Genomic DNA, 26869 nt, shown 5'->3' with positions numbered 1-26869 from the left:
GTGCGGTGCGGAGGTTACCCGGCCGCATCACCGTTGTTTCCCGAGGGGAACACTGCCCTCAGCGGGGACGGGGCGGGGGTGTGAGGGTTCCCGGGGGCCGTGAGGGGCCCCGTGTGAGCTTCCCCCTGCCCGGCGCGGGCGCGTGTGACCGGCCCCATCCTCAGAAGTGCCTCAGTTCGATGGACGTGCCATGTATCCGGTCCCTAGGGTCGCGATCATGCCCGACATATCACTGACCATGGTCGCCGTCCTCTGTCTCGCCGCGCTCGCGGCCGGCTGGATCGACGCCGTGGTCGGCGGGGGCGGGCTCCTGCTGCTGCCGGTCCTGCTGCTGGGGCTGCCGGCCGGCACCCCGGCCGCGCACGCGCTCGGCACCAACAAGGCGGTCGCGATCGTCGGCACCTCCGGCGCGGCGGTGACGTACGCCCGCAAGGCGCCGGTCGACGTGGGGGTGGCCGTACGGATCGGTCTCGCCGCGCTCGCCGGGTCCTCCGCGGGAGCCTTCCTCGCGGCCGGGATGAGCACGGAGGTCCTCAAGCCGGTGATCATGGTGGTGCTGCTCGGCGTCGCCGCCTTCGTGATCCTGCGCCCGGCCTTCGGCACCGCCCCCGCCACCGGCCCGGCCGGCCCGCGCCGCGTCCTCGCCGCGATCGGCCTCGCGGGTCTCGGCATCGGTTTCTACGACGGACTCGTCGGCCCCGGCACGGGCACCTTCCTCGTCCTCGCCCTGACCGCCGTCCTCCACCTCGACCTGGTCACCGCCTCCGCCACCGCCAAGATCGTCAACTGCTGCACCAACGCGGGCGCCCTGGCCACGTTCGCCTGGCAGGGCGCGGTCCTGTGGCAACTGGCGCTTCCGATGGCCGCCTTCAACCTCGTGGGCGGCATGCTCGGCGCCCGCACCGCCCTGAAGAAGGGCAGCGGCTTCGTCCGGATCGTGCTGCTGACGGTGGTCTTCGCACTGGTGGCGAACCTGGCGTACGAGCAGTGGGTGGCGTAGGGCGCCCGCGCGGCCTCGTGGCCCTTCACCGGCTCCCCGTCAGGTGCGCGAACACCACCACGTTCCCCCGGTAGCCGGTCGCCCGCGAGTATCCGCCGCCGCAGGTGATCACCCGCAGTTCGGGCCGGGCCGCCGCCCCGTAGACCTTCTCGTCGGGGAAGGCGCGGGCGTCGTACACCTCGACCGCGTCGACGGTGAACACCGCGACCCCGCCGTCGCGCCGGTCCACCTCGACGGTGGCGCCCCTGCGCAGGGCGCCGAGGTCGTAGAAGACGGCCGGGCCGTCCGCGTTGTCGACGTGCCCGGCGACGATCGCGGTCCCCCTCTCACCGGGAGTGGTGCCGGACTCGTACCAGCCGGCGAGGTTCTTCCTCGCGGCCGGCGGCACGTCGAGGCTGCCGGACTTCGTCAGGCCGAGGCCCATGAGGGGGGCGTCGACCCGGATCGACGGGATGCGGACGCGGTCGGGCGGGGACGGCGGCAGCGCGGGCGCGGACCGCGGGTCGACACCGCCCGGACGGGCCTCGGCGGCCGACGGCTGCGGCGGGGCGGGCGTCCCGCCGCCGTGCAGCAGCCACACCCCCGAGCAGAGGGCGACCGCGGTCACGGCGGCTATGACGGTGTCGCCGACGACTCTGCGCATGCGTGGGCACCCCTCTCCCTGACGGAACCCCGTGCCCCCCTCCGGGCCGCGAGGGGCGTCGGACCCGGAGGGGGGAGGGGACATGCGGTACCGGCGGACGGACAGCGGAGGGTGCCCGTCAGATCCCGTCGCCTCTCGCCCGGCGATGCAGGAGCCAGGTACCGCCCGCGGCGGCGACGGCGAGAGCCGTCACACCGGCCGCGGTCTGCACGGGATCGGGGCCCAGAGCGCCGCCGACCCCCGTCTTCACACTTCCGCGCGGATACACCTGTTCCCGCGCGGAACTCAGGACGACCACCAGGTCCCCGGCGACCCTGCGGCCGTCCGCGGCGCACTGCGCGACGATCTCGTACGTCCCCGGCTGCGCGCTCGGCGGCACCTGGAACTGCCCGATCGCCTGACCGTCGTGGCTGCTCGGCGCGAGCGTGAAGGGGCCGGCGCCGACCGCGCCCGCGTCGCCCGCGGCCGCCCCGGGGTCGCCGCAGGCGGCCGTGTTCACGGTGACCTGGCCGCCCGGCACGGCGGTGGAGGGGTACACGTCCAGGCTGCCGTTCCTGGAGGCGGCAGCGGCCTGGACGGGCGCGGCGAGCCCGGCCGCGGTGGCCGCGGTGAACGCGGCACCGGTCAGCAGTCGGGCGGCGGTACGTCGCATCGGTGCTCCTCCGAGCTGTCGCGGGGGCGGCCCGCGACATCCCCATGTGTCGCTGCGTCAGTCGCGCCCCTGCTCCTTCGAGGTAAGTGGCAGCGACGCGAGCCCGCTTCCCGAGAAGGCGTCGGGAATGTGGTGAACGGGTGTCGGACGGCTCGGCCGCGAGGGTGCATCCCCGGCCGTTCCCGCAGGTCACCGAGGTGCGCGGAGCGGCCTGCGGAAAAGCGGCCGAAGGGTGCGGGGAGGGGTGTGAACGGGTGACCCCGGGTGGGGCCGGCCGGAGCGGCGGCCCGGGTCCGTCCCGGCGGCGGCCCGGTTCCGTCCCGACGGCGGCCCGGCCGCGGATCGGCGGCGGCCCGGTTCCGTCCCGGCGGAGACCTGGCCGCGGCCTCGCTCCGGGCGCCCGTGGCGCGTTCCCCGGTTCGTGCCGGTCCCGCCCCGGCGCCCGGCCCTTCCGTGCCGTGCGGCTTCCTCGGCGTCCGGTGCCGGTGCCGGCACGCGCACCGCCCCCGCACGGGCTATGGACATGACATGTCATGCCCACTTAAATCTCAGGACGAGCTCAGCGCCACCCCCACGCGCCCCCCACGGCGCCTTCCCGAGGATCCCGAGGAGACCGATGAGCCGGATACGGCCGCACGTCCGAGGTTCCCGTCTCGCCACCGCCTGCATCGCCGCCACCACGGCCACCCTGCTGGCCGCCGTACTCACCCCCGCCGCCGACGCGGCCGACCGGCCGGACCGGGCCACCGCACTCGACAACGCCGCCGCCGTGCTGGCCGAGCGCGCCGCCGGCCTGGGCCTGACCGCCGCCCAGAGCACCGCCGTCCGGGACGTGATCGTCGACCGGGACGGCACCCAGCACGTCCGCTACGACCGCACCTACCGGCAACTCCCGGTGCTGGGCGGTGACTTCGTGATCCACCTGGCGCCCGACGGCAGCTACCGCAGCGCCGACCGCGCGACCGGGAGCGAGATCTCCCTCCCCACCGTCGCCCCCGCCCTCTCCGCGCCCAGGGCCGCCGACACCGCCGCGAACGACCTGCGCGCCGCGCACCCCGGCGAGGCGCTGAAGAAGCTCACCGCCAAGCCGCGGCTTGTCGTCGACGCCCTGCACGGCGCCCCCAGGCTGGCCTGGCAGACGAACGTCGTCGCGCTGGACGCGCGGGGCAACCCGGTCGCCCGCGCCGTCCTGACCGACGCCCGCACCGGCGCCCGGATCGACGCCTGGGACACCCTGGAGACCGCGACCGGCGACGGCGCGTCGCTGTACGGCGGCACGGTCCCGCTGGAGACGACCCTCTCCGGGGCGACGTACCAGCTCAAGGACCCCACCCGCGGGAACACGTACACCGGCGACGCCGCCAACAAGACCGACCTGTGCATCTTCGGCATCTGCATCAGCCGCGCCCCCTCGACGGTGTTCACGGACGCCGACAACCACTGGGGGACCGGCGCGACCGCCGACCGCGCCACGGTCGCGGCGGACGCGCAGTACGGCACCGACGTGACCTGGGACTACTACAAGAACGTCCACGGCCGCAACGGCATCGGCAACGACGGAAAGGGCTCCTACAACCGCGTCCACTACGGCAACGCCTACAACAACGCCTTCTGGGACGACAGCTGCTTCTGCATGACCTACGGCGACGGCGACGGCACCCAGCTCGGCCCGCTGGTGTCGCTGGACGTGGCCGGGCACGAGATGAGCCACGGCGTGACCTCGAAGACCGCCAAGCTGACCTACTCGGGCGAGTCCGGCGGCCTGAACGAGGCGACCTCCGACATCTTCGGCACCCTCGTGGAGTTCCACGCCGGCAACACCTCCGACGTCGGCGACTACCTCATCGGCGAGAAGATCGTCCGCTCGGGCTTCGGCCGGGACGCCCTGCGCTACATGGACAAGCCCTCCAAGGACGGCAGCTCCGCCGACTACTGGAGCAGTTCGGTCGGCGGTCTCGACGTCCACTACTCCTCGGGCGTCGCCAACCACTTCGCCTTCCTCCTCGCGGAGGGCAGCGGCACCCGGACCGTCAACGGCGTCACCTACAACTCCCCGACGTCCAACGGCTCGACGCTGACGGGCATCGGCCGGGACAAGCTCGGCAAGATCTGGTACCGGGCGCTGACCGTCTACATGACGTCCTCCACGAACTACGCGGGCGCCCGCACGGCCACCCTCAACGCGGCCCGCGACCTCTACGGCGCCGGCAGCGCGGAACAGAACGCGGTGGCGGCGGCCTGGAGCGCGGTCAACGTCAACTGACCGCTCCCGCTCCCGTTTTCGTTCGCGTCCCCGTTCCCGGGAACACCGACGGGCGGCACCTCGCGGTGGGTGCCGCCCGTCGGTCCTGCGAAGGCGTGCCGAGAGGCCCTGGGTCTTTCGTTTGGATCAGGGCGGATCAGGCACCAGGGCCTGCGAGCCCGGCATGGTCCGAACGAGAGGCCCTAGCTCCCGGCGATCTCCACCCGCACCGCGCACACCTTGAACTCGGGCATCCGCGAGGTCGGGTCCAGGGCCGGGTTCGTCAGCGTGTTGGCGCGGCCCTCGCCCGGCCAGTGGAAGGGCATGAAGACGGTGTCGGGGCGGATGCCGCTGGTGATCCGGGCCGGTGCCACCGCCCGGCCCCGCCGCGACACCACGGCCAGCGGATCGCCCTCGGCCGCGCCGAGCCGCGCCGCGAGGCGGGGGTGCAGCTCCACGAACGGGCCGGGCGCGGCGGCGTTCAGCTCCGCCACGCGCCGGGTCTGGGCGCCGGACTGGTACTGGGCCACCACCCGCCCGGTGGTGAGCAGGACCGGGTACTCCGCGTCCGGTTCCTCCGCGGCGGGCCGGTGCGAGACCGGCACGAAACGCGCCCGGCCGTCGTCCGTGGCGAACCGGTCGAGGAAGAGGCGGGGCGTGCCGGGGTGGACGGCGCCGGCCACGGCCGTCACCGCCGCTCCGGCCGCTCCCTCCGCGGCCGGAGCGGCGGTGACGGCCGCTCCCTCCGCGGCCGTCGCTCCGGCCGTCGTCGGCGTTCCGGCCGCCGCTCCCGCCGTCGCCGCCGCTCCCGCCGTCGCCCCCGCTCCCGCCGTGGCCGCCGCTTCCGGCGCCGGGCAGGGCCAGAAGACCCCGTTCTCCTCGACCAGGCGCCGGTAGGTGATGCCGGAGTAGTCCGCGGGCCCGCCCGCGCTGGCCCGGCGCAGTTCGTCGAAGACCTCCTCGGGGTCGGTGGGGAAACCCTTCTCCACCCCGAGCCGCGCGGCCAGTTCGTGCAGCACCTCCAGGTCGCTGCGCACCCCCTCGGGCGGAGTGACCGCCCGTCGCCGCAGCAGCACCCTGCCTTCCAGGCTGGTCGTCGTCCCGGTCTCCTCGGCCCACTGGGTGACGGGCAGCACGACGTCCGCGAGCGCTGCCGTCTCCGACAGCACCACGTCGCAGACGGCCAGGAAGTCCAGGGACCCGAGGCGGTCCTCGACGTGCGCGGCGCGCGGCGCGGACACCACCGGGTTGGACGCCATCAGCAGCAGCGAGCGGATGTCGGTGCCCATCGCGTCCAGCAGCTCGTAGGCGCTGCGTCCCGGACCGGGCAGACTGTCGGGGTCGACTCCCCACACCCCGGCCACGTGCCGGCGGGCCGCCGGGTCGTCCAGCTTGCGGTAGCCGGGCAACTGGTCGGCCTTCTGACCGTGTTCGCGCCCGCCCTGCCCGTTGCCCTGACCGGTGAGGCAGCCGTACCCGGACAGCGGGCGCCCCGCCCGGCCGGTCGCCAGGCACAGGTTGATCCACGCGCCGACCGTGTCGGTGCCCTTGGACTGCTGCTCGGGCCCGCGTGCGGTGAGCACCATCGCGGCCTCCGGCTCGCAGAACATCCGCACGGTCTCCCGGAGCTGCGGAACGGACACCCCCGTGATCCGTTCCACGTGCTCCGGCCAGTGCGCCATCGCCGCCGCCCGTGCCTCCTCCCAGCCGGACGTCCGCTCCCGCACGTACTCCTCGTCGACCCGTCCCTCGGCGACGACCAGGTGCAGCAGTCCGAGCGCCAGCGCGAGATCGGTGCCGGGCCGGGGCATCAGGTGCAGGTCGGCCTGCTCGGCGGTCTTCGTGCGGCGCGGGTCGACGACGATCAACGTGCCGCCGTTCTCGCGCAGTTCGCTGAAGAAGCGCAGTGACGGCGGCATGGTCTCCGCGAGGTTGGACCCGACGAGGATCACGCAGCCGGTCCTCGGGATGTCCTCCAGCGGGAACGGCAGCCCCCGGTCCAGGCCGAAGGCCTTGATGCCGCCGGCCGCGGCGGACGACATGCAGAAGCGGCCGTTGTAGTCGATCTGCGAGGTGCCGAGCACCACCCGCGCGAACTTGCCGAGGGCGTACGCCTTCTCGTTCGTCAGCCCGCCCCCGCCGAACACCCCGAGCGCGTCCGGACCGTGCTCCGCCCGGATCCTGCCCAGCTCACCGGCGATCCGGTCGAGTGCCTCGTCCCAGCCGGCGGGCACGAGCGTGCCGCCGGAGCGCACCAGCGGAGAGGTCAGCCGCACCCGGGACGAGAGCACCGCCGGCGCCGTGCGGCCCTTGCCGCACAGCGCCCCCCGGTTCACCGGGAAGTCCGTGCGCTCGGTCACCTCGACGCCCCCCTCCGGCGTGGGCGACAGGTTCATCCCGCACTGCAGGGCGCAGTACGGGCAGTGGGTGGGCGTCGAGGTGGTCTCCATGCGCCTCAGCGTGCTTCGGCCGTGTTACGCGCCGTGCGGCGTCCTGTTACGGCGGTGTGGTGGTGCCCTCCCGGCGGACGCCCGTCCGGCGTGAGGCGCCCCACCCGGCAGGCCGGAAGCGTGCGGACGCGGGTGCGGCTGTGGGTGCGGGCACGGGTGCGGACGTGGGTGCGTGGGCCCGCACCGGCATCGGGGCCGTCATCCGCCCTGGCCGGCCGACGCCAGCGCCCGCGTCACTCCGGGTTCCTCGGGCCCGAGGAACCGCGGATCCGGCTCGAACACCGCGTCCAGCGCCGCCTTGCCGGCCGCGAAGATCTCCCGTGCGCCCCCGTAGTACCAGGTCACGTCGTGCTTGGCGGCGACGCCGACGCCGTACGACTCGACCCCCGCCGCCTCGCACAGCGCGACCGCCCGCCGGATGTGGAAGCCCTGGCTGATCAGGACCGCCCGGTCGACCCCGAAGATCTTCTTGGCGCGCACGCAGGAGTCCCAGGTGTCGAACCCCGCGTAGTCGCTGACGATCCGCGCGTCCGGGACGCCGTGCCGCGTCAGGTAGGTGCGCATGGCGTCGGGCTCGTCGTAGTCCTCACGGCTGTTGTCCCCGGTGACCAGCACCACCTTGACGCGCCCCGCCCGGTACAGCGCCGCCGCCGCGTCCAGCCGGTGCGCGAGGTACGGCGACGGCTCCCCGGCCCACAGACCGGCACCGAACACCACCGCGACGTCGGTGCGCGGCGCCCCGGCCGTCGTGCCCAGCCGGTCCGCGGTGGAGACGTACAGCCAGGTGGCCGGAAGCAGCCCGAGCACACAGGCGGCCATCACCCCCTGCACCAGTCGCCGCCACCCGGTACGGGTGCGCGGCAGCCGCGGTCGGCGGATCTTCATGTGGTGCCCCCTGCCGGCCGTCCGGACCGTCCTTCCGGCTTCGACCGGGTAAGACGCGACCGGCCGCGATCCGGTTCGGTCCGCCGCACGTCACGCCGGTCACACCGTCCGCCGGTCACACCGCCCGCCGCTCGCACCGCACCGCCGCCCTCGCCGCACCTCACATCGCGGCCGCGCGCGCCGTGAACCCCCGGAAAACACCCGTGACGGCCGTGCAACGGGGGCGCAACCTCGTACCGCCACGATCGGTCCATGACGGCGTCGCCCTCCACGGACAATGAGTCGCCCTCCACGGACAATGGGATGTACGACGAGATGTACGACGAGTCCCCCCGCCGCCCCCGCAGCCCGCTGCCCGGCGGCGTCCACCTCGACAGTACGGCGCACACCATGAACCGGATCAGTTCCCAGCCCGCCGGCCGGCCCGGCCCCGTCCCGCTCGACGGCCGCCGGCGCCCCGGCCCGCCCGCGCTGGTGGTCGTCGCCCACGGCAGCCGCGACCCGCGCGCCCTGAGGACCGTCAGCACGCTCCTGGACGGCGTCCGCGACCTGCGCCCGGGCCTGCCCGTGCACCTCGGGCACATCGAGCTGAACGAGCCGCTGCTGTCGGACACCCTCGCCGGCCTCGACGCGGCGGACACGGCGCACGCCGAGGGCGCCGTCCTCGTACCGCTGCTCCTGAGCCGCGGCTACCACGTACGCCGGGACATCCCCGAGACGGCCGCCGCGGCGCGGGTCCACACGCGCGTGGCCGCACCGCTCGGCCCGCACCCGCTCCTCGTGGAGACGCTGCACGCGCGTCTCGTCGAGGCCGGCTGGCGCACCCGGATGACGGCCGCCGAGCGCCGCACCAGTGCGGTGGTCCTCGCGGCGGCGGGCTCCCGCGACCCGGACTCGGCCGTCGACACCGGCCGTACGGCCCGGCTCCTCGCGGACCGCCTCGGCGTCCCCGTGGTCCCGGCGTACGCCACCACGGCCGCACCCACCGTCCCCGCCGCCGTCCGCGCGCTCGCCGCCAGGGGTCGCCACCGGGTGGCCGTCGCCTCCTGCTTCACCGCTCCCGGCCGCTTCGCCACCGAGTGCGCGCAGGCCGCGCCCTGGATCGCCTCGGCCCCCCTCGGCACCCACGAGGCGATGGCCCGCCTGGTCCTGCACCGCTACGACCAGGCACGCGCGGCGACCGTCGGCAGCAACGCCGCCTGAGGGATCGCGCGACGGTGACGCCGCGCACCCCACGTGACCCGGCAGCCGCGTGGCGCCCCGATTGTCACCGCCGCCGCTTACTGTCGGGACATGCCCTACGACGAGCTGTCGACACAACGCTGGGCGGCGGAGCCCGACAAACGCCCCGGCCGCACCGCCTTCCAGCGCGACCGCGCCCGTGTCCTGCACTCCTCGGCGCTCAGAAGGCTCGCCGGCAAGACCCAGGTGGTGACCCCGGGCACCCGCACCGAGGCCTGGGACGCCACCCCCCGCACCCGCCTCACCCACTCCCTGGAGTGCGCCCAGGTCGGCCGGGAGCTGGGCGCGGCCCTCGGCTGCGACCCCGACCTGGTCGAGGCGGCCTGCCTCTCCCACGACCTCGGCCACCCCCCGTTCGGGCACAACGGCGAACAGGCGCTGAACGACTTCGCCCGCGACTGCGGCGGCTTCGAGGGCAACGCCCAGTCGCTGCGCCTCCTCACCCGCATCGAGCCCAAGCGCTTCACCCCCGAGGGCTCCGTCGGCCTCAACCTCACCCGCGCCGCCCTCGACGCCGCCACCAAGTACCCCTGGCCGCGCGGCGCCCACCCCACCGACCCGGCGTCCCCCAAGTTCGGTGTCTACGACGACGACCGCCCCGTCTTCGACTGGGTCCGGGAGGAGGCCCCCGGCACGCGCACGTGCTTCGAGGCGCAGGTCATGGACTGGTCGGACGACGTGGCCTACTCGGTGCACGACGTGGAGGACGGCCTGCACGCCGGCCACATCGACCCGAACTGCCTGCACGCCGAACCGGAGCGCGCGGAGGTCTTCCGCGTCGCCGTCGGCCGCTACGTGCCCGCGGACACCGACCCGGCGGAACTCGACGCCGCCCTCGACCGCCTCCAGGACCAGCAGTGGTGGCCGCACGGCTACGACGGCACGGCCGTGGCCCAGGCCCGCCTGAAGGACGCCACCAGCCAGCTCATCGGCCGCTTCTGCCTGGCCGCCGAGGCCGCCACGCGCGCGCGGTGGGGCACGGGGCGCCTCACCCGCTACGGCGCCGAACTCGTCGTACCGCGCGAGACGCGCCTGGAGTGCGCGGTCCTCAAGGCCGTCGCCGACCGGTACGTCATGCAGCGCGCGGAGCAGGAGCTGCTCCGCGCCGACCAGCGCGTGGTCATCGGCGAGCTGGCCGAGGCGCTCACGGCCCGCGCCCCCGACGGGCTGGAGCCCCAGTTCCGCACCCTGTTCGACCGGGCCGGGGACGACCGCGCCCGCAAGCGGGTGATCGTCGACCAGATCGCCTCGCTCACCGACGCCTCGGCCCGCTCGCTGCACGCCCGCCTGACCACCGGGCCGTGAACCGGACGGACGGCGCGGCCGAACGGGCCCGAAGGTGACACTCCGTGGCCTGATCGGGTCACCCCCTCTTCCCCCGGTCTGCCGCGTGCGGGACGCTCGGGTGGCGGCACTGTTACGAGGAGGCATCACGTGGTCGACGCGGATCAGACATTCGTCATCGTCGGAGGAGGCCTGGCCGGAGCCAAGGCGGCCGAGACACTCAGAGCCGAGGGCTTCACCGGCCGCGTGATACTGATCTGCGACGAACGGGACCACCCCTACGAGCGCCCGCCGCTCTCCAAGGGCTTCCTGCTCGGCAAGGAGGGCCGCGACAGCGTCTTCGTGCACGAGCCCGCCTGGTACGCGCGCAACGACGTCGAGCTGCACCTGGGCCAGACCGTCGACGCCATCGACCGCACGGCCAGGACCGTCCGCTTCGGCGACGACGGCACCCTCGTCCACTACGACAAGCTGCTGCTGGCCACCGGCTCCGAACCCCGCCGCCTCGACATCCCCGGCACGGACCTCGCGGGCGTCCACCACCTGCGCCGCCTCGCGCACGCCGAGCGCCTCAAGGGCGTCCTCGCCGCACTCGGCCGTGACAACGGCCACATCGTGATCGCCGGCGCCGGCTGGATCGGCCTGGAGATCGCGGCGGCGGCCCGCGAGTACGGGGCGGAGGTCACCGTCGTCGAACCGGAGCCGACCCCGCTGCACGGCGTCCTCGGCCCCGAACTGGGCAACGTCTTCGCCGAACTGCACCGCGAGCACGGCGTCCGCTTCCGCTTCGGCGTCCGGCTCACCGAGATCGTCGGCCAGGACGGCATGGTCCTCGCCGCCCGCACCGACGACGGCGAGGAACACCCGGCGCACGACGTGCTCGCCGCGATCGGCGCCGCCCCGCGGACCGCCCTCGCCGAGGCCGCCGGACTGGAGCTGGCCGACCGCGTCCACGGCGGCGGCATCGCGGTGGACACCCGGCTGCGCACCTCCGACCCCGACATCCACGCCGCCGGCGACGTGGCGTCCTTCCCGCACGGCCTGTTCGGCACCACCCTGCGCGTCGAGCACTGGGCCAACGCCCTGAACGGCGGACCGGCCGCCGCCCGCGCCATGCTCGGCAAGGACGTCACCTACGACCGGGTGCCCTACTTCTTCTCCGACCAGTACGACCTGGGGATGGAGTACAGCGGGTGGGCGCCGCCGGGGACGTACGACGAGGTGGTGATCCGCGGGGACGCGGGGAAGCGGGAGTTCATCGCGTTCTGGGTGAAGGAGGGACGGGTGCTGGCGGGAATGAACGTGAACGTGTGGGACGTCACGGAGCAGATCCAGCGGCTCATCCGCTCACGCGGACGGGTCGGCACGGAGGCGCTGGCCGATCCGCGCGTCCCGTTGGACACCCTCGGCCAGGGCGTGTTCCGAAAGTAGCGTCGTCTGCCCAAAGGGCAGACGGGACTTTCGGAACACGCCCTGGGCCCCTTGCACGCGGCTGCCGAGTTCCGCGGCTTCACACGTGCCGCGGTCCCCGGCCGCCCGAGCGCCGCCGCGCGCCCCGCCCGCGCGCCGCCGCGGCGCCCGAGGCTGTCGGCGCACCCCCGTAGAATCAGCACGTGGCAGGACGGATCAACGACGAGGACGTGAAGGCGGTTCGGGACGCGGTTCCGATCGACGCCGTGGTGTCCGAGTACCTCCAGCTGCGGGGCGCGGGCGGCGGCAACCTCAAGGGCCTGTGCCCCTTCCACGACGAGAAGTCACCGTCCTTCCAGGTCAGCCCCAGCAAGGGCCTCTTCCACTGCTTCGGCTGCCAGGAGGGCGGCGACACCATCACGTTCGTGATGAAGGTCGACCACCTCACCTTCTCCGAGGCCGTCGAGCGCCTCGCCGCCCAGGCCGGCATCACCTTGCGTTACGAGGAGGGCGGCTACAACCCCTCCCACCAGCGCGGCGAACGCATCCGCCTGGTCGAGGCCCACAAGATCGCCGCCGAGTGGTACGCCGAACAGCTCGCCGTCAGCCCCGAGGCCGACGCCGGCCGGATCTTCCTCGCCGAGCGCGGCTTCGACCAGGCCGCCGCCGTCCACTTCGGCGTCGGCTACAGCCCCCAGGGCTGGGACCACCTCACCCGCTTCCTGCGCGGCAAGGGCTTCAGCGACAAGGAACTGATCCTCTCCGGCCTCGCCCAGGACGGCCGCCGCGGCCCCATCGACCGCTTCCGCGGCCGGCTGATGTGGCCCATCCGCGACATCGGCGGCGAGGTCGTCGGCTTCGGCGCCCGCAAGCTCTACGAGACCGACAACGGCCCCAAGTACCTCAACACGCCCGACACGGCCATCTACCGCAAGTCACAGGTCCTCTACGGCATCGACCTCGCCAAGAAGGACATCGCCAAGTCCTCCCGCGCGGTCGTCGTCGAGGGCTACACCGACGTCATGGCCTGCCACCTGGCCGGCGTCACCACCGCCATCGCGACCTGCGGCACGGCCTTCGGCACCGACCACATCAAGATCCTCCGCCGGCTGCTGATGGACAACGGCTCCGCGCGCGTGATCTTCACCTTCGACGGCGACGCGGCCGGCCAGAAGGCGGCCCTGCGCGCCTTCGAGGACGACCAGAAGTTCGCCGCCGAGACGTACATCGCCATCGCGCCGGACAACATGGACCCCTGCGACCTGCGGCTGGCCAAGGGCGACGAGGCCGTCGCCGACCTCGTCGAACCCCGCACCCCCCTGTTCGAGTTCGCCCTGCGCCAGATCGTCGCGCGCTACGACCTGGAGACCCCGGGCGGGCGGGCCGCCGCCCTCGACGAGGCCGCCCCGGTCGTCGCCCGCATCAAGAACAGCGGCGCCCAGCACGAGGTCGCCGTCCAGCTGGCCGGCATGCTCGGCATCCTCGACACCCAGTTCGTCGTCAAGCGCGTCGCACAGCTGGCCCGTTGGGCCCGCGACCGCGGCGGCAGGGGCCCGGCGCCGGCCCGCGGCGGCTCCGCCCCGTCCTACGAGGCCGCCCCGCGCCCCGCCGTCACCGGCCCCGCCCTCACCCTGCGCAATCCCGTCTACGCCACCGAGCGCGAGCTGCTCAAACTCGCCCTCCAGCGCCCCGAGCTGGTCTCCCCGGCCTTCGACGCGTACGGCGTCGACGAGTTCACCGCCGCCCCCTACGCCGCCGTGCGCGCGGCGATCCAGGACGCGGGCGGCGCCGAGTACGGCACGCAGGACCCGCAGGACTACCTCGTCCGCGTCCGCGAGGCCGCCCCCGACGACACCGTCCGCGCGATGGTGACGGAGCTGGCGGTCGAGGCGATCCTGCGCAAGACGGTGGACGAGGTGTACGCGGGCGCCCAGCTGGTCACCGTCCGCCGCCGCGCCGTCGAACGGCGCATCCGCGACGTCCAGTCCCAGCTGGCCCGGCTGTCCGCCGGCGGCGACCCGGCCCAACTGGCCGCCGTCCAGAACGAACTGTGGGTCCTTCAGCAGTACGACCAGGCACTGCGCGGACACGGAGCCGCGGCTCTGTGAGCACGTCCTGACCTCCCCGGTCAGCAGGCGGTCACGGACCGGACGCAAAAAGTCATCGCACGCCCCTCGTGGCGGTGATGTGTCGTACCCCACACTGGGTGGCGGTGCCTGAGCCCTCGGAGCGCGGCCGATCCGTCCCCAGCGGGTCCCACACCCCCGCGGTTCCGCTCATCGCGTACGGGACGGACAGCGGCGAGGCCGCCTCCGCCCTCGAAGCAGCGCTGCCGCGCCTCTCGGCAGCGATCACCCTGGAGGTCGCCCCCGTGCAGACCCGGACCCTCACCCAGACCGACACGCGCACCGACGGCACGGAACCGGACGGCGGGCCGGGCGTCCTGGTCGCGGTCCCGCCGCAGAACCGTGCCGTGCGCCCCCTGGAGACGGCCATGGAAGCGGAGCCCGAGCAGGCCGACGCGGCACCCGAGGACCCGCCCGCGGAGGAGCTCACCGAGCCCTCCGAGCAGGCCCTCGACCAGGCTGCCGACCAAGCCCTCGAACCCGTCGGGACGCCCGCTCCGCGCTTCGTCGACACCTCCGGCCCCTCCTCGGACCTGTTCCGCCAGTACCTGCGCGAGATCGGCCGGATCCCGCTGCTCACCGCCGCCGAGGAGGTCGAACTGGCCCGCCGGGTGGAGGCCGGCCTGTTCGCCGAGGCGAAGCTCAGCGGCACCCCCGACGTGGACAGCGACCTCGCCCTCGACCTGGACCGGCTGGTCGTCATGGGCCGGATGGCCAAGCGCCGCCTCATCGAGTCGAACCTGCGCCTCGTCGTGTCGGTCGCCAAGCGCTACGTCGGCCGCGGCCTGACCATGCTGGACCTCGTCCAGGAGGGAAACCTGGGTCTGATCCGCGCGGTCGAGAAGTTCGACTACGCCCGCGGCTACAAGTTCTCCACGTACGCCACCTGGTGGATCCGCCAGGCCATGTCCCGCGCGCTCGCCGACCAGGCCCGCACCATACGCGTCCCCGTGCACGTGGTGGAGCTGATCAACCGCGTGGTCCGCGTCCAGCGCCGGCTGCTGCAGGAACGCGGCTGTGAACCCACCGCCGAGGAGGTCGCCGCCCAGCTCGACCTCGCCCCCGAGCGGGTCGGGGAGGTGCTGCGACTGGCCCAGGAACCGGTCTCCCTGCACGCCCCGGTGGGCGAGGAGGACGATGTGGCCCTCGGCGACCTCATCGAGGACGGCGACGCCGCCAGCCCCGTGGAGTCGGCGGCGTTCCTGCTGCTCAGGGAGCACCTGGAGGCGGTGCTGTCGACGCTCGGCGAGCGCGAGCGCAAGGTCGTCCAGCTCCGCTACGGCCTCGTCGACGGCCGTCCCCGCACCCTGGAGGAGATAGGCCGCATCTTCGGCGTCACCCGGGAGCGGATCCGCCAGATCGAGTCCAAGACCCTCGGCAGACTCCGCGACCACGCCTTCGCGGACCAGCTCAGGGGCTACCTGGACTGAGCCGGGTCCGCCCCGCCCGACGTCCGCGAGCCGCTCACCGCGTCCCGCCCGAGGACGCCGGCCTGACCGGGTCCGTGCCGTCGGGCTGCGGACCCGTGCCGGGCTGCCGGCACGTATGTGTCATCACGGGTGAACAGGCCTGCCCGGTGGCCCCGTTGCGGCGCGGTGGCCGTCGGGCAGCCGCCGCAACGCCCCGAGGGCCTGCCGGCCGCCCTCGGATCGGCCGCCGGGCGTAGTGGTTCTACGCATTTTCACCGACGCGGCGCTGGTCGAGCTCTGTCACCGCCTCTCCAGGTGTGATCTTGTTACCGGCATGCTGAGAACAGGTTTCCGAGGAGTGGGAATGCGCGTGGACGGATTACGGCGGGTTCCGGCGGTCGTGGCGGTGCTGGCGACGGCGGCACTGCTGGCCGGCTGCGGAGGCGGCGACGAGAAGTCCGGGGACGAGGGGGCCACCGCCGCGGCCGGGGACTCGGCGAAGGGGACGCCGGACGGCGGGGCGGGCGGCGGCCCGCTGGACGCGGCCGGTCTGGAGAGCGCGGCGATCGCGGAAGCGGACCTGCCCGACTACACCTTCACCGTCTTCAAGCAGGGCACCGTCCTCGGCAGCAGGGGCAAACCCGCCGACCCGGCGGTCTGCCAGCCGATGGAGGACATCCGGCTGCGCGCGCCGGAACCGGCCCCGGCCGCGGCGGCGGCCCGCTCCGTCCATCCGAAGACGGACACACAGGCCACCGAGGTCACGCTGTACGCCTACGACAAGGCGGCCGACGCCGGGAGTCTCCTCACCCGCGTCCGTGACGCCGCGAAGGGCTGCACCGGGTACGAGGACGACATGGGCCTGAACCCGACCGTCACCGCCCTTCCCGACCCCGATCCCGGCCCGGGCGACGAGGCGGTCGCCTACAAGCGTGAGTCGTCGGGAACGGCGCACTGGTACCGGGTGGTGCGCAGCGGCTCCAACGTCGCCGTCTTCGCCTGGATGAGCCCGGCCACGAAGAAGAACGCGGGTGAGGCGTCGGACGAGGTGATCACCGCTCAGCTGAAGAAGCTGGCGGGCACGGGCTGACTCGGGGGCGTTCCCACGCCCCGCCGTCCCCGGCTCCTCAGCCCCGGGCCCGGGGCTGAGGAGCCGGGGACGGCTCAGTCGACCTCGGCGACCGCCTCGGCGAACTGCGCCTTGTACAGCCGCGCGTACGCCCCGTCCACCGCCAGCAGAGCCGTGTGCGTGCCCTGCTCGACGATCGCCCCGTTCTCCATGACCAGGATGGTGTCGGCGTCCCGGATCGTCGACAGCCGGTGCGCGATGACGAACGACGTCCGCCCGTGCGCCAGCTTCGCCATCGCCTTCTGGATCAGCACCTCGGTACGCGTGTCGACGGAACTCGTCGCCTCGTCGAGCACCAGGATCACCGGGTCGGACAGGAACGCCCGGGCGATGGTGATCAGCTGCTTCTCGCCCGCGCTGACCCCGCTGCCCTCACCGTCGATCACCGTGTCGTAGCCGTCGGGGAGCGTGCGGATGAACCGGTCGGCGTGGGCCGCCCGCGCCGCCTCCTCGACCTCCCCGCGCGTGACCTCGCGCGAGGCGCCGTACGCGATGTTCTCCGCGATGGTGCCGCCGAACAGCCAGGTGTCCTGGAGCACCATGCCGATCCCGGCGCGCAGTTCGTCGCGGGACATCCGCGTGATGTCGACACCGTCGAGGGTGATGCGCCCGCCGGTGACGTCGTAGAACCGCATGAGGAGGTTGACCAGGGTGGTCTTGCCGGCGCCGGTGGGACCGACGATGGCGACCGTGTGACCGGGGTCGACGACCAGCGAGAGGTCCTCGATCAGCGGCTTGTCGGGGTCGTAGCGGAAGGACACGTGCTCCAGCGCCACCCGCCCGCGCAGTGCCTCGGGCCGCACGCCCGGCACCGGATCGGCCTGCTGCTCCTCCGCGTCCAGCAGTTCGAAGATCCGCTCGGCCGAGGCGACGCCCGACTGGACGAGGTTCGCCATCGAGGCGACCTGCGTCAGCGGCATCGAGAACTGGCGCGAGTACTGGATGAACGCCTGCACGTCACCGATCGACAGGGCGCCGGTGGCGACCCGCAGCCCGCCGACCACGGCCACCAGCACGTAGTTGAGGTTCGACACGAAGAACATCAGCGGCTGCATGATCCCGCTGTTGAACTGCGCCTTGAACCCGGCCTCGTACAGCTCCTCGTTCTGCTCGGCGAACTGCCGCGCCGACTCCTCCTGCCGGCCGAACACCTTCACCAGCGTGTGGCCGGTGTACATCTCCTCGATGTGCGCGTTCAGCCGGCCCGTGGTGCGCCACTGCTGCACGAAGTGCGGCTGCGAACGCTTGCCCACGCGCGCGGCGACGACCGCCGACAGCGGCACGGTGACCAGCGCGACCAGGGCGAGGATCCACGACACCCAGAACATCATCGCCAGCACGCCGACGATGGTGAGCAGCGAGTTCACGAGCTGGCCCAGCGACTGCTGGAGCGTCTGCCCGATGTTGTCGATGTCGTTGGTCGCCCGCGACAGCACCTCGCCGCGCTGCCGCTTGTCGAAGTACGACAGCGGAAGCCGCGACAGCTTCGTCTGCACGTCCTCGCGCATCCGGTACACCGTGCGGTTGACCGCCCGGTTGACCAGCCGGGTCGCCACCGCCATCAGCAGGCCGGCGACCGCGAACACCGCGACCGCGAACAGCAGCACCCGGCCCACGGCGTCGAAGTCGATGCCCTGGCCGGGGGTGAAGTCGGTGCCGCGCAGCATGTCGGCGACATCGCCGTCACCGCGCTCGCGCATCGAGTCGAGGACCTCGTCCTTCGACGCCCCGGCCGGCATCTGCCGCCCGACGATGCCGGCGAAGACCAGGTCGGTGGCCCGGCCGAGGATCTTCGGCCCGACCACGCTGAGGCCCACGCTCAGCACGACGCAAGCCAGCATCGCGTAGAGGGTGAGCCGCTCCGGCTTGAAGTGGGCGAGCAGCCGCCGGCCGGACGCCTTGAAGTCCAGCGAGCGGTTGTCCGGCCCGGTTCCGGCCATCATGCGCCCCATGGGCCCGGCCATCAGGCAGCCTCCGCTTCCGTGAGCTGGGAGAGCACGATCTCCCGGTAGGTCTCGTTGTCCGCCATCAGTTCCTGATGGGTGCCCTCGCCGACGACCCGGCCCCCGTCCAGCACGACGATGCGGTCGGCGTCACGGATGGTGGCCACCCGCTGGGCGACGATGACGACGGTCGCCTCGGCGGTCTCCCGGCCGAGGGCCGCCCGCAGCGCCGCGTCGGTGGCGTAGTCGAGGGCGGAGAAGGAGTCGTCGAAGAGGTAGATCTCCGGGCGCTGCACGAGCGTGCGGGCGATGGCGAGCCGCTGCCGCTGACCGCCGGACACGTTGGTCCCGCCCTGCGCGACGGGGGCGTCGAGACCGCCCTCCAGCTCGCGCACGAACGCCGCGGCCTGGGCCACCTCCAGCGCGTGCCACAGCTCCTCGTCCGTCGCGTCCGGGTTGCCGTACCGGAGGTTGGTCGCGACCGTGCCGGCGAACAGGTACGGCTTCTGCGGCACCAGCCCGACCGTCCTGGCGAGCAGCGCCGCGTCCAGGTCCGCGACCTCGACGCCGTCGACGAGGACCTGCCCGTCGGTGGCGTCGAACAGCCGGGGGACCAGCCCGAGCAGCGTGGACTTGCCGCTGCCCGTCGAGCCGATGACGGCGGTGGTCTCACCGGGCCGCGCCACCAGGTCGACGCCCTTGAGCACGGGCTCCTCGGCGCCCGGGTAGCCGAAGCCGGCGCCCCGGATCTCCAGGTGGCCGTGACGGCGCAGTTCGCGCACCGGCGCCTTCGGCAGGACGACGCTGGACTCGGTGTCCAGGACCTCCTGGACGCGTTCGGCGCACACCTCGGCGCGCGGCACCATCATGAACATGAAGGTGGCCATCATCACGGACATGACGATCTGCATCAGGTAGGCGAGGAACGCGGTCAGATCGCCGATCTGCATGCCGCCGCTGTCGATCCGGTGGGCGCCGAACCACACCACCGCGATCGACGACAGGTTCACCGTGGTCATGACCACCGGGAACATCAGCGCGAGCAGGTTGCCGGCCTTCAGCGAGATGTCGGTGAGGTCGGCGTTGGCCTTGCGGAAACGCTGCTCCTCGTAGCCGTCGCGGACGAAGGCGCGGATGACGCGGTTGCCGGTGATCTGCTCGCGCAGCACCCGGTTCACCGTGTCCAGCCGCGTCTGCATGGACCGGAACAGCGGCCGCAGCCGCCGCACGATCAGCGTCACGCAGATGCCCAGCACCGGCACCACGGCGACCAGGATCCCGGACAGCGGGACGTCCAGGCCGAGGGCCATGACGATGCCGCCCACGCACATGATCGGCGCGGACACCATCAGCGTGAACGTCATCAGGGCCAGCATCTGGATCTGCTGGACGTCGTTCGTGGTCCGGGTGATCAGGGAGGGCGCGCCGAACTGGCCGAGCTCGCGGGCGGAGAAGGACTGCACGCGGTCGAAGACGGCCGCCCGCATGTCCCGCCCGAGCGCCGACGCCGTCCTGGCGCCGTAGTACACGGCACCGATGTTGCAGAGCACCTGCACCAGCGAGATGCCGATCATCAGGGCGCCGTGGGAAAGGATGTAGCCGGTGTCGCCGTTGACCACGCCGTCGTCGATGATGTCGGCGTTGAGCGTGGGCAGGTAGAGCGTGGCGCAGGTCTGGAGGAACTGGAGCAGCACCAGCAGGACGATGGGTTTCTTGTAGGGCCTGAGATAGGTCCGCAGAAGTCGTATGAGCACGCTACGTCTCTCGGAGTCGGCGGGGCGCGGGGCACTGGTTGCCCCTGGCCCCTATCGTCCGACACTCCACCGGTGTTACCTCAACCGATTAAGCCGACAGCGTTGTGCTATACGCCCCCGGCCCCGGCCCTACGAGCGGAACGCGGTGGGATGCGTCTGCTCCCGCACCGACACGTACTGCTGCCGCACGGCCTGCCCCACGGCCAGCTCCTCACCCGGGTCCAGCACCTGCGCCGCCGGACCGGGCCAGGCCGGCGGAGTGCGCGGATCGAGCGTGCCCTGCGACACCCCGAGCGCCCAGGCGGCCTGCCGCGCCGCCCCGATCGCCGCGTAGTCCGCGGGCTGCGGTACGACGACCTGCGCCCCGAAGAGCGCGGGGGCCGCCGCCTGCACGGCCGGCAGCTCGGCCGCCGCACCGAGCAGGAAGACCCGCCGCACCTCGACGCCGCGGCCGCGCAGCACGTCCAGCGCGTCCGCGAGCCCGCACAGCATGCCCTCGAAGGCCGCCCGCGCGAAGTGCTCCGGCTTCATCGACTCGCGCCGCAGACCCGTCAGGGTGCCCGCGGCGTGCGGCAGGCTCGGCGTCCGCTCACCTTCCAGGTAGGGCAGCAGCACCAGCCCGTGCGACCCCGGGGTCGACTTCATCGCCAGATCGGACAGCGTCTCCAGATCGGCCACGCCGAGCAGCTCGGTGGCCCCGCGCAGGGTCCGTACGGCGTTCAGGGTGGTGACGACCGGCAGGTGCATGCCGGTGGCGTCCGCCAGCGAGGTGATCATGCCGCTCTGGTCGACGAGGGCCGCGGGGTGCACGGCCATCACGGACCCGGAGGCGCCCAGCGACACGACCGCGTCCCCGAGGCCGATGCCCAGCCCGAACGCGGCGGCCATGGTCTCGCCGGTGCCGGCCGAGATCAGCAGGCCCTCCGGGGTCGTGCCCGCCGCGTCGGAGGGGCCGATCACCTCGGGCAGCATGGCCTGGTGACCGAGCGCCAGCTCCACCAGCTCGGACCGGTAGCCGCCGGTGGCCGCCGACCAGTACCCGGTCCCGGAGGCACCGCCGCGGTCGGTGGTGCGGCGCACCGGCCGCCCGAGGAGCTGCCACACCAGCCAGTCGTGCGCCTGGAGCAGCACGGCGGTGCGCAGCGCGGCGTCCGGCTCGTTCTTCGCCAGCCAGCGCAGTTTGGTCACCGGCTGCGCGGCCTGCGGCACACAGCCGACCGCCTGCGCCCACGCCTCCCGGCCGCCGAGCGCGTCGATCAGGTCGGCCGCCGCGACCTGCGCGCGCTTGTCGCCGCCGACCATCGCCGGGCGCACGGTGCCGCCCTGCGCGTCGAGCGGCACGACCGCGTTCTGCTGCGCGGACACGCCGATCGCCTGCACGCCCTCGAGCAGCCCGCCGCCGGCCGCCTCCCCGAGGGAGAGCAGCCAGGCCTGCGGATCGACGTCGGAGGGACGGCCGGCACCGTCGGGACCCTCCACCGGGTGCGGTGCGTAGCCCTGCCTGAGCACGGCCCCTGTGTCCGCGTCGCAGACGACGATGCGAGTGAAATCGGGCGAACTGTCCAACCCGGCGACTATCCCCATGCGCAAAATTCTGCCGCACCGCGGGGGGTGACCGCGTCGGCTCGACCCGCACGGGGGACTTTCGCCCGGGCGGGGCCCGCGGGCCCCGCCCGATCCGGACGGGCAACCCTAGGGATGGCTGGTGCCCCAGTCGTCCGATCCGGCACTGTGCGCGTTCCGGTCCCGCAGGGAACGGACCCGGCCCGCGACCGACTCGGGCATCCGGTCCCCGACCTTGTCGCTGACCGCGTGGTACGCCTTGCCCGCGAACTGGCGGCCCTGTTGGGCCGCCGACTCCGCCGTGTTGCGCACGGCGGGGTTCTGCGCGACCTGCCGCGCGGACTTCTTCAGCTGTTCGTAGCGCTCCCGCCCGGCCTTCGTGCCGAGCACGTAACCCAGGGCGAGTCCGACGACGAACGTGAGCCGGTAGCGCATGACGGCCACCCTTTCCTCGTGTAGGTCTGCGGTGCGGCATCGGTGCCGGAGGGAACCGATTGGCGGAGCACCCCCCTGCTTGCGCTAATGTATGTGTCGCAGCGAGCGTCCGCCCCCTGGCGAATACCCAGGTAGGGGCGTTCGATGCGAACGAGGCATTCCTCCGTAGCTCAATTGGCAGAGCAGCCGGCTGTTAACCGGCAGGTTACTGGTTCGAGTCCAGTCGGGGGAGCTCGGTCCTCCGTAGCTCAATTGGCAGAGCAGCCGGCTGTTAACCGGCAGGTTACTGGTTCGAGTCCAGTCGGGGGAGCATCGTGATCGAGGACCCTTAGGGGTCCTTTTTCATGTCGCCGGGAACCGGGCAGGTGGCAGCGCGGTCCTCATGGTCATGCGGCGTCGGACCAGGCGGAGCGTGAGATCGTATGAGCGGCTATGCTGCGGCAGACGGCGCGCACACGTGTACGCGACACGCCGCTATGGGGCGGTAGCTCAGCCGGTTAGAGCAGCGGACTCATAATCCGCCGGCCGTGGGTTCGAGTCCCACCCGCCCCACCTTTCACGTGGTTTGACCTGCGGAAACATTCATTTTCGGGTGCGGGATCGTCAACTTTGCCTGACCGGACTGAATCCGCTGCTCGTGAGTGTGGAGTCGGGCGGTGCTCGGGAGAGCCGTGACCCGGCCGACCTGCGGCGGGGCAGGTGACCGAGGTTGTCGCTCGCCGTCCGGGCGGCCGCCCTGAGGCCCGATGCCGACTGGCGGGCCGCACGCAGCCGCGTCGGCCGGCAAGTGGCCGTCGACGGCTGTGAGTTGCCGCACCTCGAGGTCCGGGCCCGGGTGGCCGGGCCGCCCCTTGCTATCCGGCGCGCGGTCCGAGGAACAGTCCACCGCTCGCGTCGATGACCTGCCCGGTGATCCAGCGTGCCGCGTCGGAGGCGAGGAACGCGACCACGTCGGCGACGTCGTCGGGCCCGCCCAGCCGATCGAGCGCCGTCGTTCCGGCGATGAGTTCGACCAGGCCCGGCGCTTCGAAGAGTGATCCGTTGGTCGCCGTCCGAGTGGCGCCGGGGGCAACCGCGTTCACCGTGATGCCCCGGACCCCGAGCTCGTTGGCCAAGGTCATGGTCATCGTCTCGACCGCACCTTTCGTCATGGCGAAGGACGTCTGGGCGGGGTTGGCCATCCGGGTCGCCACGGACGAGATCGTGACGATGCGGCCGCCGTCGCGGAGCAACGGCAACGCCCGCTGGATGATGAAGTACGGCGCTCGCACGTTCACCGCGAAGAGGTGGTCGAACTCCTTCCTCGTCGTGGCTCCGAGCGGGCCGGCGGGCGCGGCCGCCGCGTTGTTGACCAGGATGTCGAGCGGCCGCCCGGCCAGGCCGGCCTCGACTCCCGTGAAGAGCGTCTCGACGTCGTCGTCCACGCCCAGCTCTGCCCCGACGGCGAGCGCGGTTCCACCGGTACGTTCGATCTCGTCGACCGTGGCCGTTGCGCCGTCCTCGTCCGTGCCGAAATGCACGATGACCATGGCCCCCTTCGCCGCCAGCCGGGCCGCGATCGCCTGCCCGATGCCGCGCGATGCCCCCGTCACGAGAGCCGTCCTGCCGGTCGGATCACTCATGCCCACCACCCCGTCATGTTAGTCGCTACCAATCTGGTAGTCGCTACCACTCCGGTAGGGTCTATCACATGCCCGACCAGCCCTCAACACTGCGAGAACAGCGGCGAGCCGAGACGCAGCGCACGATCCAGGCGCACGCGGTACGGCTGTTCACCGAGCGCGGATACGACGCCACGACCGTGGCCGACGTCGCCGAAGCCGCGGGTGTGTCGCCCATGACCGTGTACCGGCACTTCCCCACGAAGGAAGACCTCGTGCTCGTCGACCAGAACGGTCAGCTCGTCGCCGAGCGGATCATCGCGTCGTCCGCCGCACAGCCCCTGGTCCGCCGCATCGGCGGCGCGCTCGTCGATTCGGCCGCGACGTTGACCGGCGGCGGCCACGGAGGCGACCTGGCGGCGGGCGAGCGGTTCCTGCTCGCCCGCCTGCGGCTCATGATCTCGACGCCGGCCTTGCGGGCCAGGCACCTGGACAACCACTACGCCCTTCAGCAGGCGATCGTCGACGCCCTCGGGGGCGACGCCACCGATCCCGACACGGCGTTCCGCGCACATGCGGCGGCCAGTGCCTGCCTGGCCGCCATGCACACGGCATTGGTGCGCTGGGCCGAAGGCGACGGACGGGCCGAGCTGCCCGACCTGATCGCGAAGGCGCTCGCCGCCGCCTTCGGCGATGACGTCGTCGACACCGCCCCGGACGCGTGAGGGGGACCCTCCCGGCACCGCCTGAAGCGACTGGCGCCCGCCGGGTCGATCGCACAGCCGCGTCCCGCGACGCCTCGGCGAGGGCGAGACGGTCACCGAGATCGTCCCTCCCGGTCCCTTCTGGATCACATGGCGCAGGCAGCGGCCGGGAAGCTGCGGCGGACCGAACGCTCGGTCGAGATCGCTGCGTGTCGTCTCGGGTTTCCCGGCGGGGCCGTAGGCGACGGGGTCTGTGGAGCGAGGCGACAGCGGACGCGTCGATCGCGTCCGCACGGCCGTGAAGGAGCTGGTGGCCGCATCCGACCGGCCGCCCCGTGCCGTCGTGGTGGACCTGACGGCGAGCTACCGGCTGGGCCTGCCCGTCCTGGACACCCTGGCGGACCTCGCCGCGGACCTCGACCACCAGGGAGTCGAGCTCCATGCGGCTCGGGTCCGGCCCGGCCCCACTCGCTCGCTGTCCCGGCACCCCCTGCACGCGACCCTCGGTCCGGATCGCCTCCACCCGACGGTGACCGACGCCGTGAACGCGCTGAGTGACGGAGGGGGAACGTCGTGACCTGCGAGCCCGGTTGCCGGGGCAGGGACGCGGTGATGTACTCGAAGAGCGGGTGCGTGTGGGAGCACCCGGCCCGGTAACCCCCAAGCATGGCGCAGACGTCGCTGCTTGGCGCACCGGGAAGAGCCGGTACGCGTCGTCGACGGTGCCGGTTCCCCTGTTCGCGTGCTGAGTTCGTGTGGTGGCTGCGGGCTGTGCTGTTCAGCCTCAGGAGAGGGACGCGGTGATGGCATCCTCAGCCGACAGCAACCGTCCCAGGCGGAGTCTGCGCCACGATCTCGCCGCGGCGGCAGCCGGCATCGGCCAGGCGGCGGCCTCCACCGGAAAGGCCACCGCGGCGGTCGTACGTCACCCGGGGGGCACCATCGACCGCGCCAGGAAGGTGTCGCGGGCACTGCCCGCGACATGGCGATCGGTGAAGCCGGCGCTGACCGGCCGGGTCGACGACTGGCGCCGCGAGTACGCGTACACGCTGGGAGAGCAGGCCTTCGTCTACGGCTTCCCCTACATCTACAACGCCGAGCTCCGCCACCGTTGGGTGACCCGGAAGCCCGAGACGGAAACGACGCCCTACGCACCCGTCAACCACTTCTGGCACGGGAGCAGGGTCTGGGACGCCTCGGACCGGGAGGGCGTGTCCCCCAACAACGACACGCTGTACTCCTGGGCGTGGGCGGACCTGAGCGAGGAGCCCCTCATCCTCTCGCACCCGGACATGGGCGACCGCTACTTCACCTTCGAACTGGTCGCCTTCACCTCCGACAACTACGACTACGTGGGCATGCGGGCGACCGGATCGCAGGCCGGTGACTTCGCCCTCGTCGGCCCGGGCTGGAGCGGGGACCTCCCGGAGGGCGTGCGCCGCACGGCGACCTCCCCCACCCCGTGGGTCCTGGTGGTCGGGCGGACCCTCGTCGACGGCGTGGACGACCTCCCGGCCGTCCACGCGCTGCAGCGGCAGTACCGGCTGACGCCGCTCCATCTGTTCGGCCAGGAGGGCGCCACGCTCCCGGAACGCCGCGACGTACCGGTACCGGCCGACCCCGCGAAGGATCCGCTCGGTCCGTGGAAGACACTCAACGCGATGCTGGCCGAGAATCCTCTCCCGAGCCACCACGACGTCCTGCTCCGGCAGTTCGCGGAGATCGGCATCGGCCCGGGGCTGGACGTCGAGGCACAACCGGAGCCGGTGAAGGAGGGCCTCATCCGGGCCGCCACCACCGCCGTGCCCATGCTCGAACAGCAGATACTCAGCGGGCAGTGGGGCGAGCTGATCAACGGCTGGCGGTACCCTCCCCCGGAGATCGGGCACTTCGGGGACGACTTCCTCAGGCGGGCCGCGGAGCAGTCCCTGGTGGGGATCGCCATCAACGATCCCGAGGAGGCGGTCTACCTGGCGGCCTTCACCGACGGCGCCGGTGAGACGCTGACCACCGGCCGCTACGAGCTGCGCTTCGCTGCGGGGGCGCTGCCCCCGGTCGACGCGTTCTGGTCGCTGACCGCCTACGACGAGGACCGGAACCTGATCCCGAACCCGATCGACCGGTACTCCGTCGGGGACCGCACCCGGGGGCTCGTCAGGGACGCCGACGGGGGCGTGACTCTCCACCTGCAGCCGGACTCGCCGGGGCCCGAACGGGAGTCCAACTGGCTGCCCACGCCGCAGCAGGGCATCTGGTACGTCGCGCTGCGCATGTACCTTCCGCGCCCCGAGGTCGTCGACGCGCGGTGGCACTGCCCGCCGATCAACCGCGTCGGCTGACGGAAGGCGGGCCACCCGGCCCGGAGGGCTGCCGGAAATCCCGGTCCCGGCCCCGGCC

At 72.9% G+C, this 26869-nt stretch carries 20 protein-coding genes and 3 tRNA genes; 14 read left to right on the top strand and 9 right to left on the bottom strand.

Annotated features, from left to right (window positions below; genetic code table 11):
* Positions 1-217 precede the first annotated feature (217 nt).
* Positions 218-1000, top strand: a complete 783-nt coding sequence (locus ACH4N1_RS02125) for a sulfite exporter TauE/SafE family protein (protein ID WP_398093856.1) — start codon at positions 218-220, stop codon at positions 998-1000.
* A 25-nt stretch (positions 1001-1025) separates the two neighbouring features.
* On the opposite strand, the gene ACH4N1_RS02120 is transcribed toward ACH4N1_RS02125, so the two are convergent.
* Positions 1026-1643, bottom strand: a complete 618-nt coding sequence (locus ACH4N1_RS02120) for a class F sortase (RefSeq protein ID WP_398093855.1) — start codon at positions 1641-1643, stop codon at positions 1026-1028.
* Between the two features lie 118 nt (positions 1644-1761).
* Entirely contained in the window at positions 1762-2295 is a 534-nt protein-coding gene (locus ACH4N1_RS02115; RefSeq protein WP_398093853.1) for a hypothetical protein, read from the bottom strand.
* A 616-nt stretch (positions 2296-2911) separates the two neighbouring features.
* Between ACH4N1_RS02115 and ACH4N1_RS02110 the strand changes: the two genes are divergently transcribed.
* Entirely contained in the window at positions 2912-4558 is a 1647-nt protein-coding gene (locus ACH4N1_RS02110) for a M4 family metallopeptidase (RefSeq protein ID WP_398093851.1), read from the top strand.
* A 182-nt stretch (positions 4559-4740) separates the two neighbouring features.
* On the opposite strand, the gene ACH4N1_RS02105 is transcribed toward ACH4N1_RS02110, so the two are convergent.
* Together ACH4N1_RS02105 and ACH4N1_RS02100 are read right to left on the bottom strand one after the other, a co-directional pair.
* Positions 4741-6987, bottom strand: a complete 2247-nt coding sequence (locus tag ACH4N1_RS02105; protein ID WP_398093849.1) for a molybdopterin oxidoreductase family protein — start codon at positions 6985-6987, stop codon at positions 4741-4743.
* Between the two features lie 198 nt (positions 6988-7185).
* Entirely contained in the window at positions 7186-7872 is a 687-nt protein-coding gene (locus ACH4N1_RS02100) for a vancomycin high temperature exclusion protein (protein WP_398093847.1), read from the bottom strand.
* Positions 7873-8262: 390 nt separating this feature from the next.
* Here ACH4N1_RS02100 and ACH4N1_RS02095 point away from each other — a divergent pair, with 390 nt between their 5' ends.
* From ACH4N1_RS02095 to ACH4N1_RS02070, 6 genes are all read left to right on the top strand, one after another.
* Positions 8263-9075 (top strand): sirohydrochlorin chelatase, encoded by an 813-nt coding sequence (locus tag ACH4N1_RS02095; protein ID WP_398094386.1) that lies wholly within the window; start codon positions 8263-8265, stop codon positions 9073-9075.
* A 90-nt stretch (positions 9076-9165) separates the two neighbouring features.
* On the top strand, positions 9166-10419 hold the full coding sequence (locus tag ACH4N1_RS02090) for a deoxyguanosinetriphosphate triphosphohydrolase (RefSeq protein ID WP_398093845.1): 1254 nt from the start codon (positions 9166-9168) through the stop codon (positions 10417-10419).
* 129 nt (positions 10420-10548) lie between these two features.
* Entirely contained in the window at positions 10549-11829 is a 1281-nt protein-coding gene (locus tag ACH4N1_RS02085) for an NAD(P)/FAD-dependent oxidoreductase (protein WP_398093843.1), read from the top strand.
* A gap of 182 nt (positions 11830-12011) precedes the next feature.
* Positions 12012-13916 (top strand): DNA primase, encoded by a 1905-nt coding sequence (dnaG, locus tag ACH4N1_RS02080; RefSeq protein WP_366057669.1) that lies wholly within the window; start codon positions 12012-12014, stop codon positions 13914-13916.
* A gap of 104 nt (positions 13917-14020) precedes the next feature.
* Complete coding sequence (locus tag ACH4N1_RS02075; RefSeq protein WP_398093842.1) at positions 14021-15364, top strand: RNA polymerase sigma factor; 1344 nt, start codon at positions 14021-14023, stop codon at positions 15362-15364.
* A gap of 349 nt (positions 15365-15713) precedes the next feature.
* On the top strand, positions 15714-16433 hold the full coding sequence (locus ACH4N1_RS02070; protein WP_398093840.1) for a hypothetical protein: 720 nt from the start codon (positions 15714-15716) through the stop codon (positions 16431-16433).
* 74 nt (positions 16434-16507) lie between these two features.
* Here ACH4N1_RS02070 and ACH4N1_RS02065 read toward each other — a convergent pair whose 3' ends face one another.
* The 4 genes from ACH4N1_RS02065 to ACH4N1_RS02050 form a co-directional block, all read right to left on the bottom strand.
* On the bottom strand, positions 16508-18436 hold the full coding sequence (locus ACH4N1_RS02065; RefSeq protein WP_398093839.1) for an ABC transporter ATP-binding protein: 1929 nt from the start codon (positions 18434-18436) through the stop codon (positions 16508-16510).
* Positions 18436-20169, bottom strand: a complete 1734-nt coding sequence (locus ACH4N1_RS02060; RefSeq protein WP_398093838.1) for an ABC transporter ATP-binding protein — start codon at positions 20167-20169, stop codon at positions 18436-18438. Before ACH4N1_RS02060 ends, ACH4N1_RS02065 begins: the two co-directional genes overlap by 1 nt.
* A 129-nt stretch (positions 20170-20298) precedes the next feature.
* A complete protein-coding gene (locus ACH4N1_RS02055; protein ID WP_398093837.1) occupies positions 20299-21753 on the bottom strand; it encodes an FGGY-family carbohydrate kinase in 1455 nt (484 codons plus the stop codon).
* 108 nt (positions 21754-21861) lie between these two features.
* The gene (locus ACH4N1_RS02050; protein WP_398093836.1) at positions 21862-22167 is read right to left on the bottom strand and encodes a YtxH domain-containing protein; all 306 of its coding nucleotides are present in this window, start codon (positions 22165-22167) and stop codon (positions 21862-21864) included.
* Between the two features lie 159 nt (positions 22168-22326).
* Here ACH4N1_RS02050 and ACH4N1_RS02045 point away from each other — a divergent pair.
* From ACH4N1_RS02045 to ACH4N1_RS02035, 3 genes are all read left to right on the top strand, one after another.
* Positions 22327-22399: transfer RNA gene (locus ACH4N1_RS02045), tRNA-Asn, on the top strand.
* A 5-nt stretch (positions 22400-22404) separates the two neighbouring features.
* Positions 22405-22477: transfer RNA gene (locus ACH4N1_RS02040), tRNA-Asn, on the top strand.
* 168 nt (positions 22478-22645) lie between these two features.
* Positions 22646-22719: transfer RNA gene (locus ACH4N1_RS02035), tRNA-Ile, on the top strand.
* 302 nt (positions 22720-23021) lie between these two features.
* Here the strand turns inward: ACH4N1_RS02035 and ACH4N1_RS02030 are convergent.
* Positions 23022-23789: an SDR family oxidoreductase gene (locus ACH4N1_RS02030; RefSeq protein WP_398093835.1), complete on the bottom strand. Its 768-nt coding sequence runs from the start codon at positions 23787-23789 to the stop codon at positions 23022-23024.
* 68 nt (positions 23790-23857) lie between these two features.
* Here ACH4N1_RS02030 and ACH4N1_RS02025 point away from each other — a divergent pair, with 68 nt between their 5' ends.
* The 3 genes from ACH4N1_RS02025 (at position 23858) to ACH4N1_RS02015 (ending at position 26811) form a co-directional block, all read left to right on the top strand.
* Complete coding sequence (locus tag ACH4N1_RS02025) at positions 23858-24493, top strand: TetR/AcrR family transcriptional regulator (protein ID WP_398093834.1); 636 nt, start codon at positions 23858-23860, stop codon at positions 24491-24493.
* A 232-nt stretch (positions 24494-24725) separates the two neighbouring features.
* The gene (locus ACH4N1_RS02020) at positions 24726-25049 is read left to right on the top strand and encodes an STAS domain-containing protein (protein WP_398093832.1); all 324 of its coding nucleotides are present in this window, start codon (positions 24726-24728) and stop codon (positions 25047-25049) included.
* A 226-nt stretch (positions 25050-25275) separates the two neighbouring features.
* Complete coding sequence (locus ACH4N1_RS02015) at positions 25276-26811, top strand: DUF1254 domain-containing protein (RefSeq protein ID WP_398093830.1); 1536 nt, start codon at positions 25276-25278, stop codon at positions 26809-26811.
* The last annotated feature ends 58 nt before the right edge of the window (positions 26812-26869 follow it).

Origin of the sequence: Streptomyces sp. NPDC017202 (assembly GCF_044331705.1) — a bacterium.
Classification (GTDB): domain Bacteria; phylum Actinomycetota; class Actinomycetes; order Streptomycetales; family Streptomycetaceae; genus Streptomyces.
The sequence above is the reverse complement of the archived record's forward strand: the minus strand, read 5'-3'. Positions and strand labels throughout refer to the sequence as shown.

What these genes read in the sequence shown, in the direction of transcription:
- ACH4N1_RS02105 (WP_398093849.1), bottom strand. Translation starts at nt 6,987, where the DNA reads ATGGAGACCACCTCGACGCCCACCCACTGCCCGTACTGCGCCCTGCAG.
- ACH4N1_RS02065 (WP_398093839.1), bottom strand. Translation starts at nt 18,436, where the DNA reads ATGGCCGGGCCCATGGGGCGCATGATGGCCGGAACCGGGCCGGACAAC.
- ACH4N1_RS02025 (WP_398093834.1), top strand. Translation starts at nt 23,858, where the DNA reads ATGCCCGACCAGCCCTCAACACTGCGAGAACAGCGGCGAGCCGAGACG.
- ACH4N1_RS02110 (WP_398093851.1), top strand. Translation starts at nt 2,912, where the DNA reads ATGAGCCGGATACGGCCGCACGTCCGAGGTTCCCGTCTCGCCACCGCC.
- ACH4N1_RS02015 (WP_398093830.1), top strand. Translation starts at nt 25,276, where the DNA reads ATGGCATCCTCAGCCGACAGCAACCGTCCCAGGCGGAGTCTGCGCCAC.
- ACH4N1_RS02030 (WP_398093835.1), bottom strand. Translation starts at nt 23,789, where the DNA reads ATGAGTGATCCGACCGGCAGGACGGCTCTCGTGACGGGGGCATCGCGC.
- ACH4N1_RS02125 (WP_398093856.1), top strand. Translation starts at nt 218, where the DNA reads ATGCCCGACATATCACTGACCATGGTCGCCGTCCTCTGTCTCGCCGCG.
- ACH4N1_RS02100 (WP_398093847.1), bottom strand. Translation starts at nt 7,872, where the DNA reads ATGAAGATCCGCCGACCGCGGCTGCCGCGCACCCGTACCGGGTGGCGG.
- ACH4N1_RS02090 (WP_398093845.1), top strand. Translation starts at nt 9,166, where the DNA reads ATGCCCTACGACGAGCTGTCGACACAACGCTGGGCGGCGGAGCCCGAC.
- ACH4N1_RS02115 (WP_398093853.1), bottom strand. Translation starts at nt 2,295, where the DNA reads ATGCGACGTACCGCCGCCCGACTGCTGACCGGTGCCGCGTTCACCGCG.
- ACH4N1_RS02055 (WP_398093837.1), bottom strand. Translation starts at nt 21,753, where the DNA reads ATGGGGATAGTCGCCGGGTTGGACAGTTCGCCCGATTTCACTCGCATC.
- ACH4N1_RS02095 (WP_398094386.1), top strand. Translation starts at nt 8,263, where the DNA reads ATGAACCGGATCAGTTCCCAGCCCGCCGGCCGGCCCGGCCCCGTCCCG.
- ACH4N1_RS02050 (WP_398093836.1), bottom strand. Translation starts at nt 22,167, where the DNA reads ATGCGCTACCGGCTCACGTTCGTCGTCGGACTCGCCCTGGGTTACGTG.
- ACH4N1_RS02120 (WP_398093855.1), bottom strand. Translation starts at nt 1,643, where the DNA reads ATGCGCAGAGTCGTCGGCGACACCGTCATAGCCGCCGTGACCGCGGTC.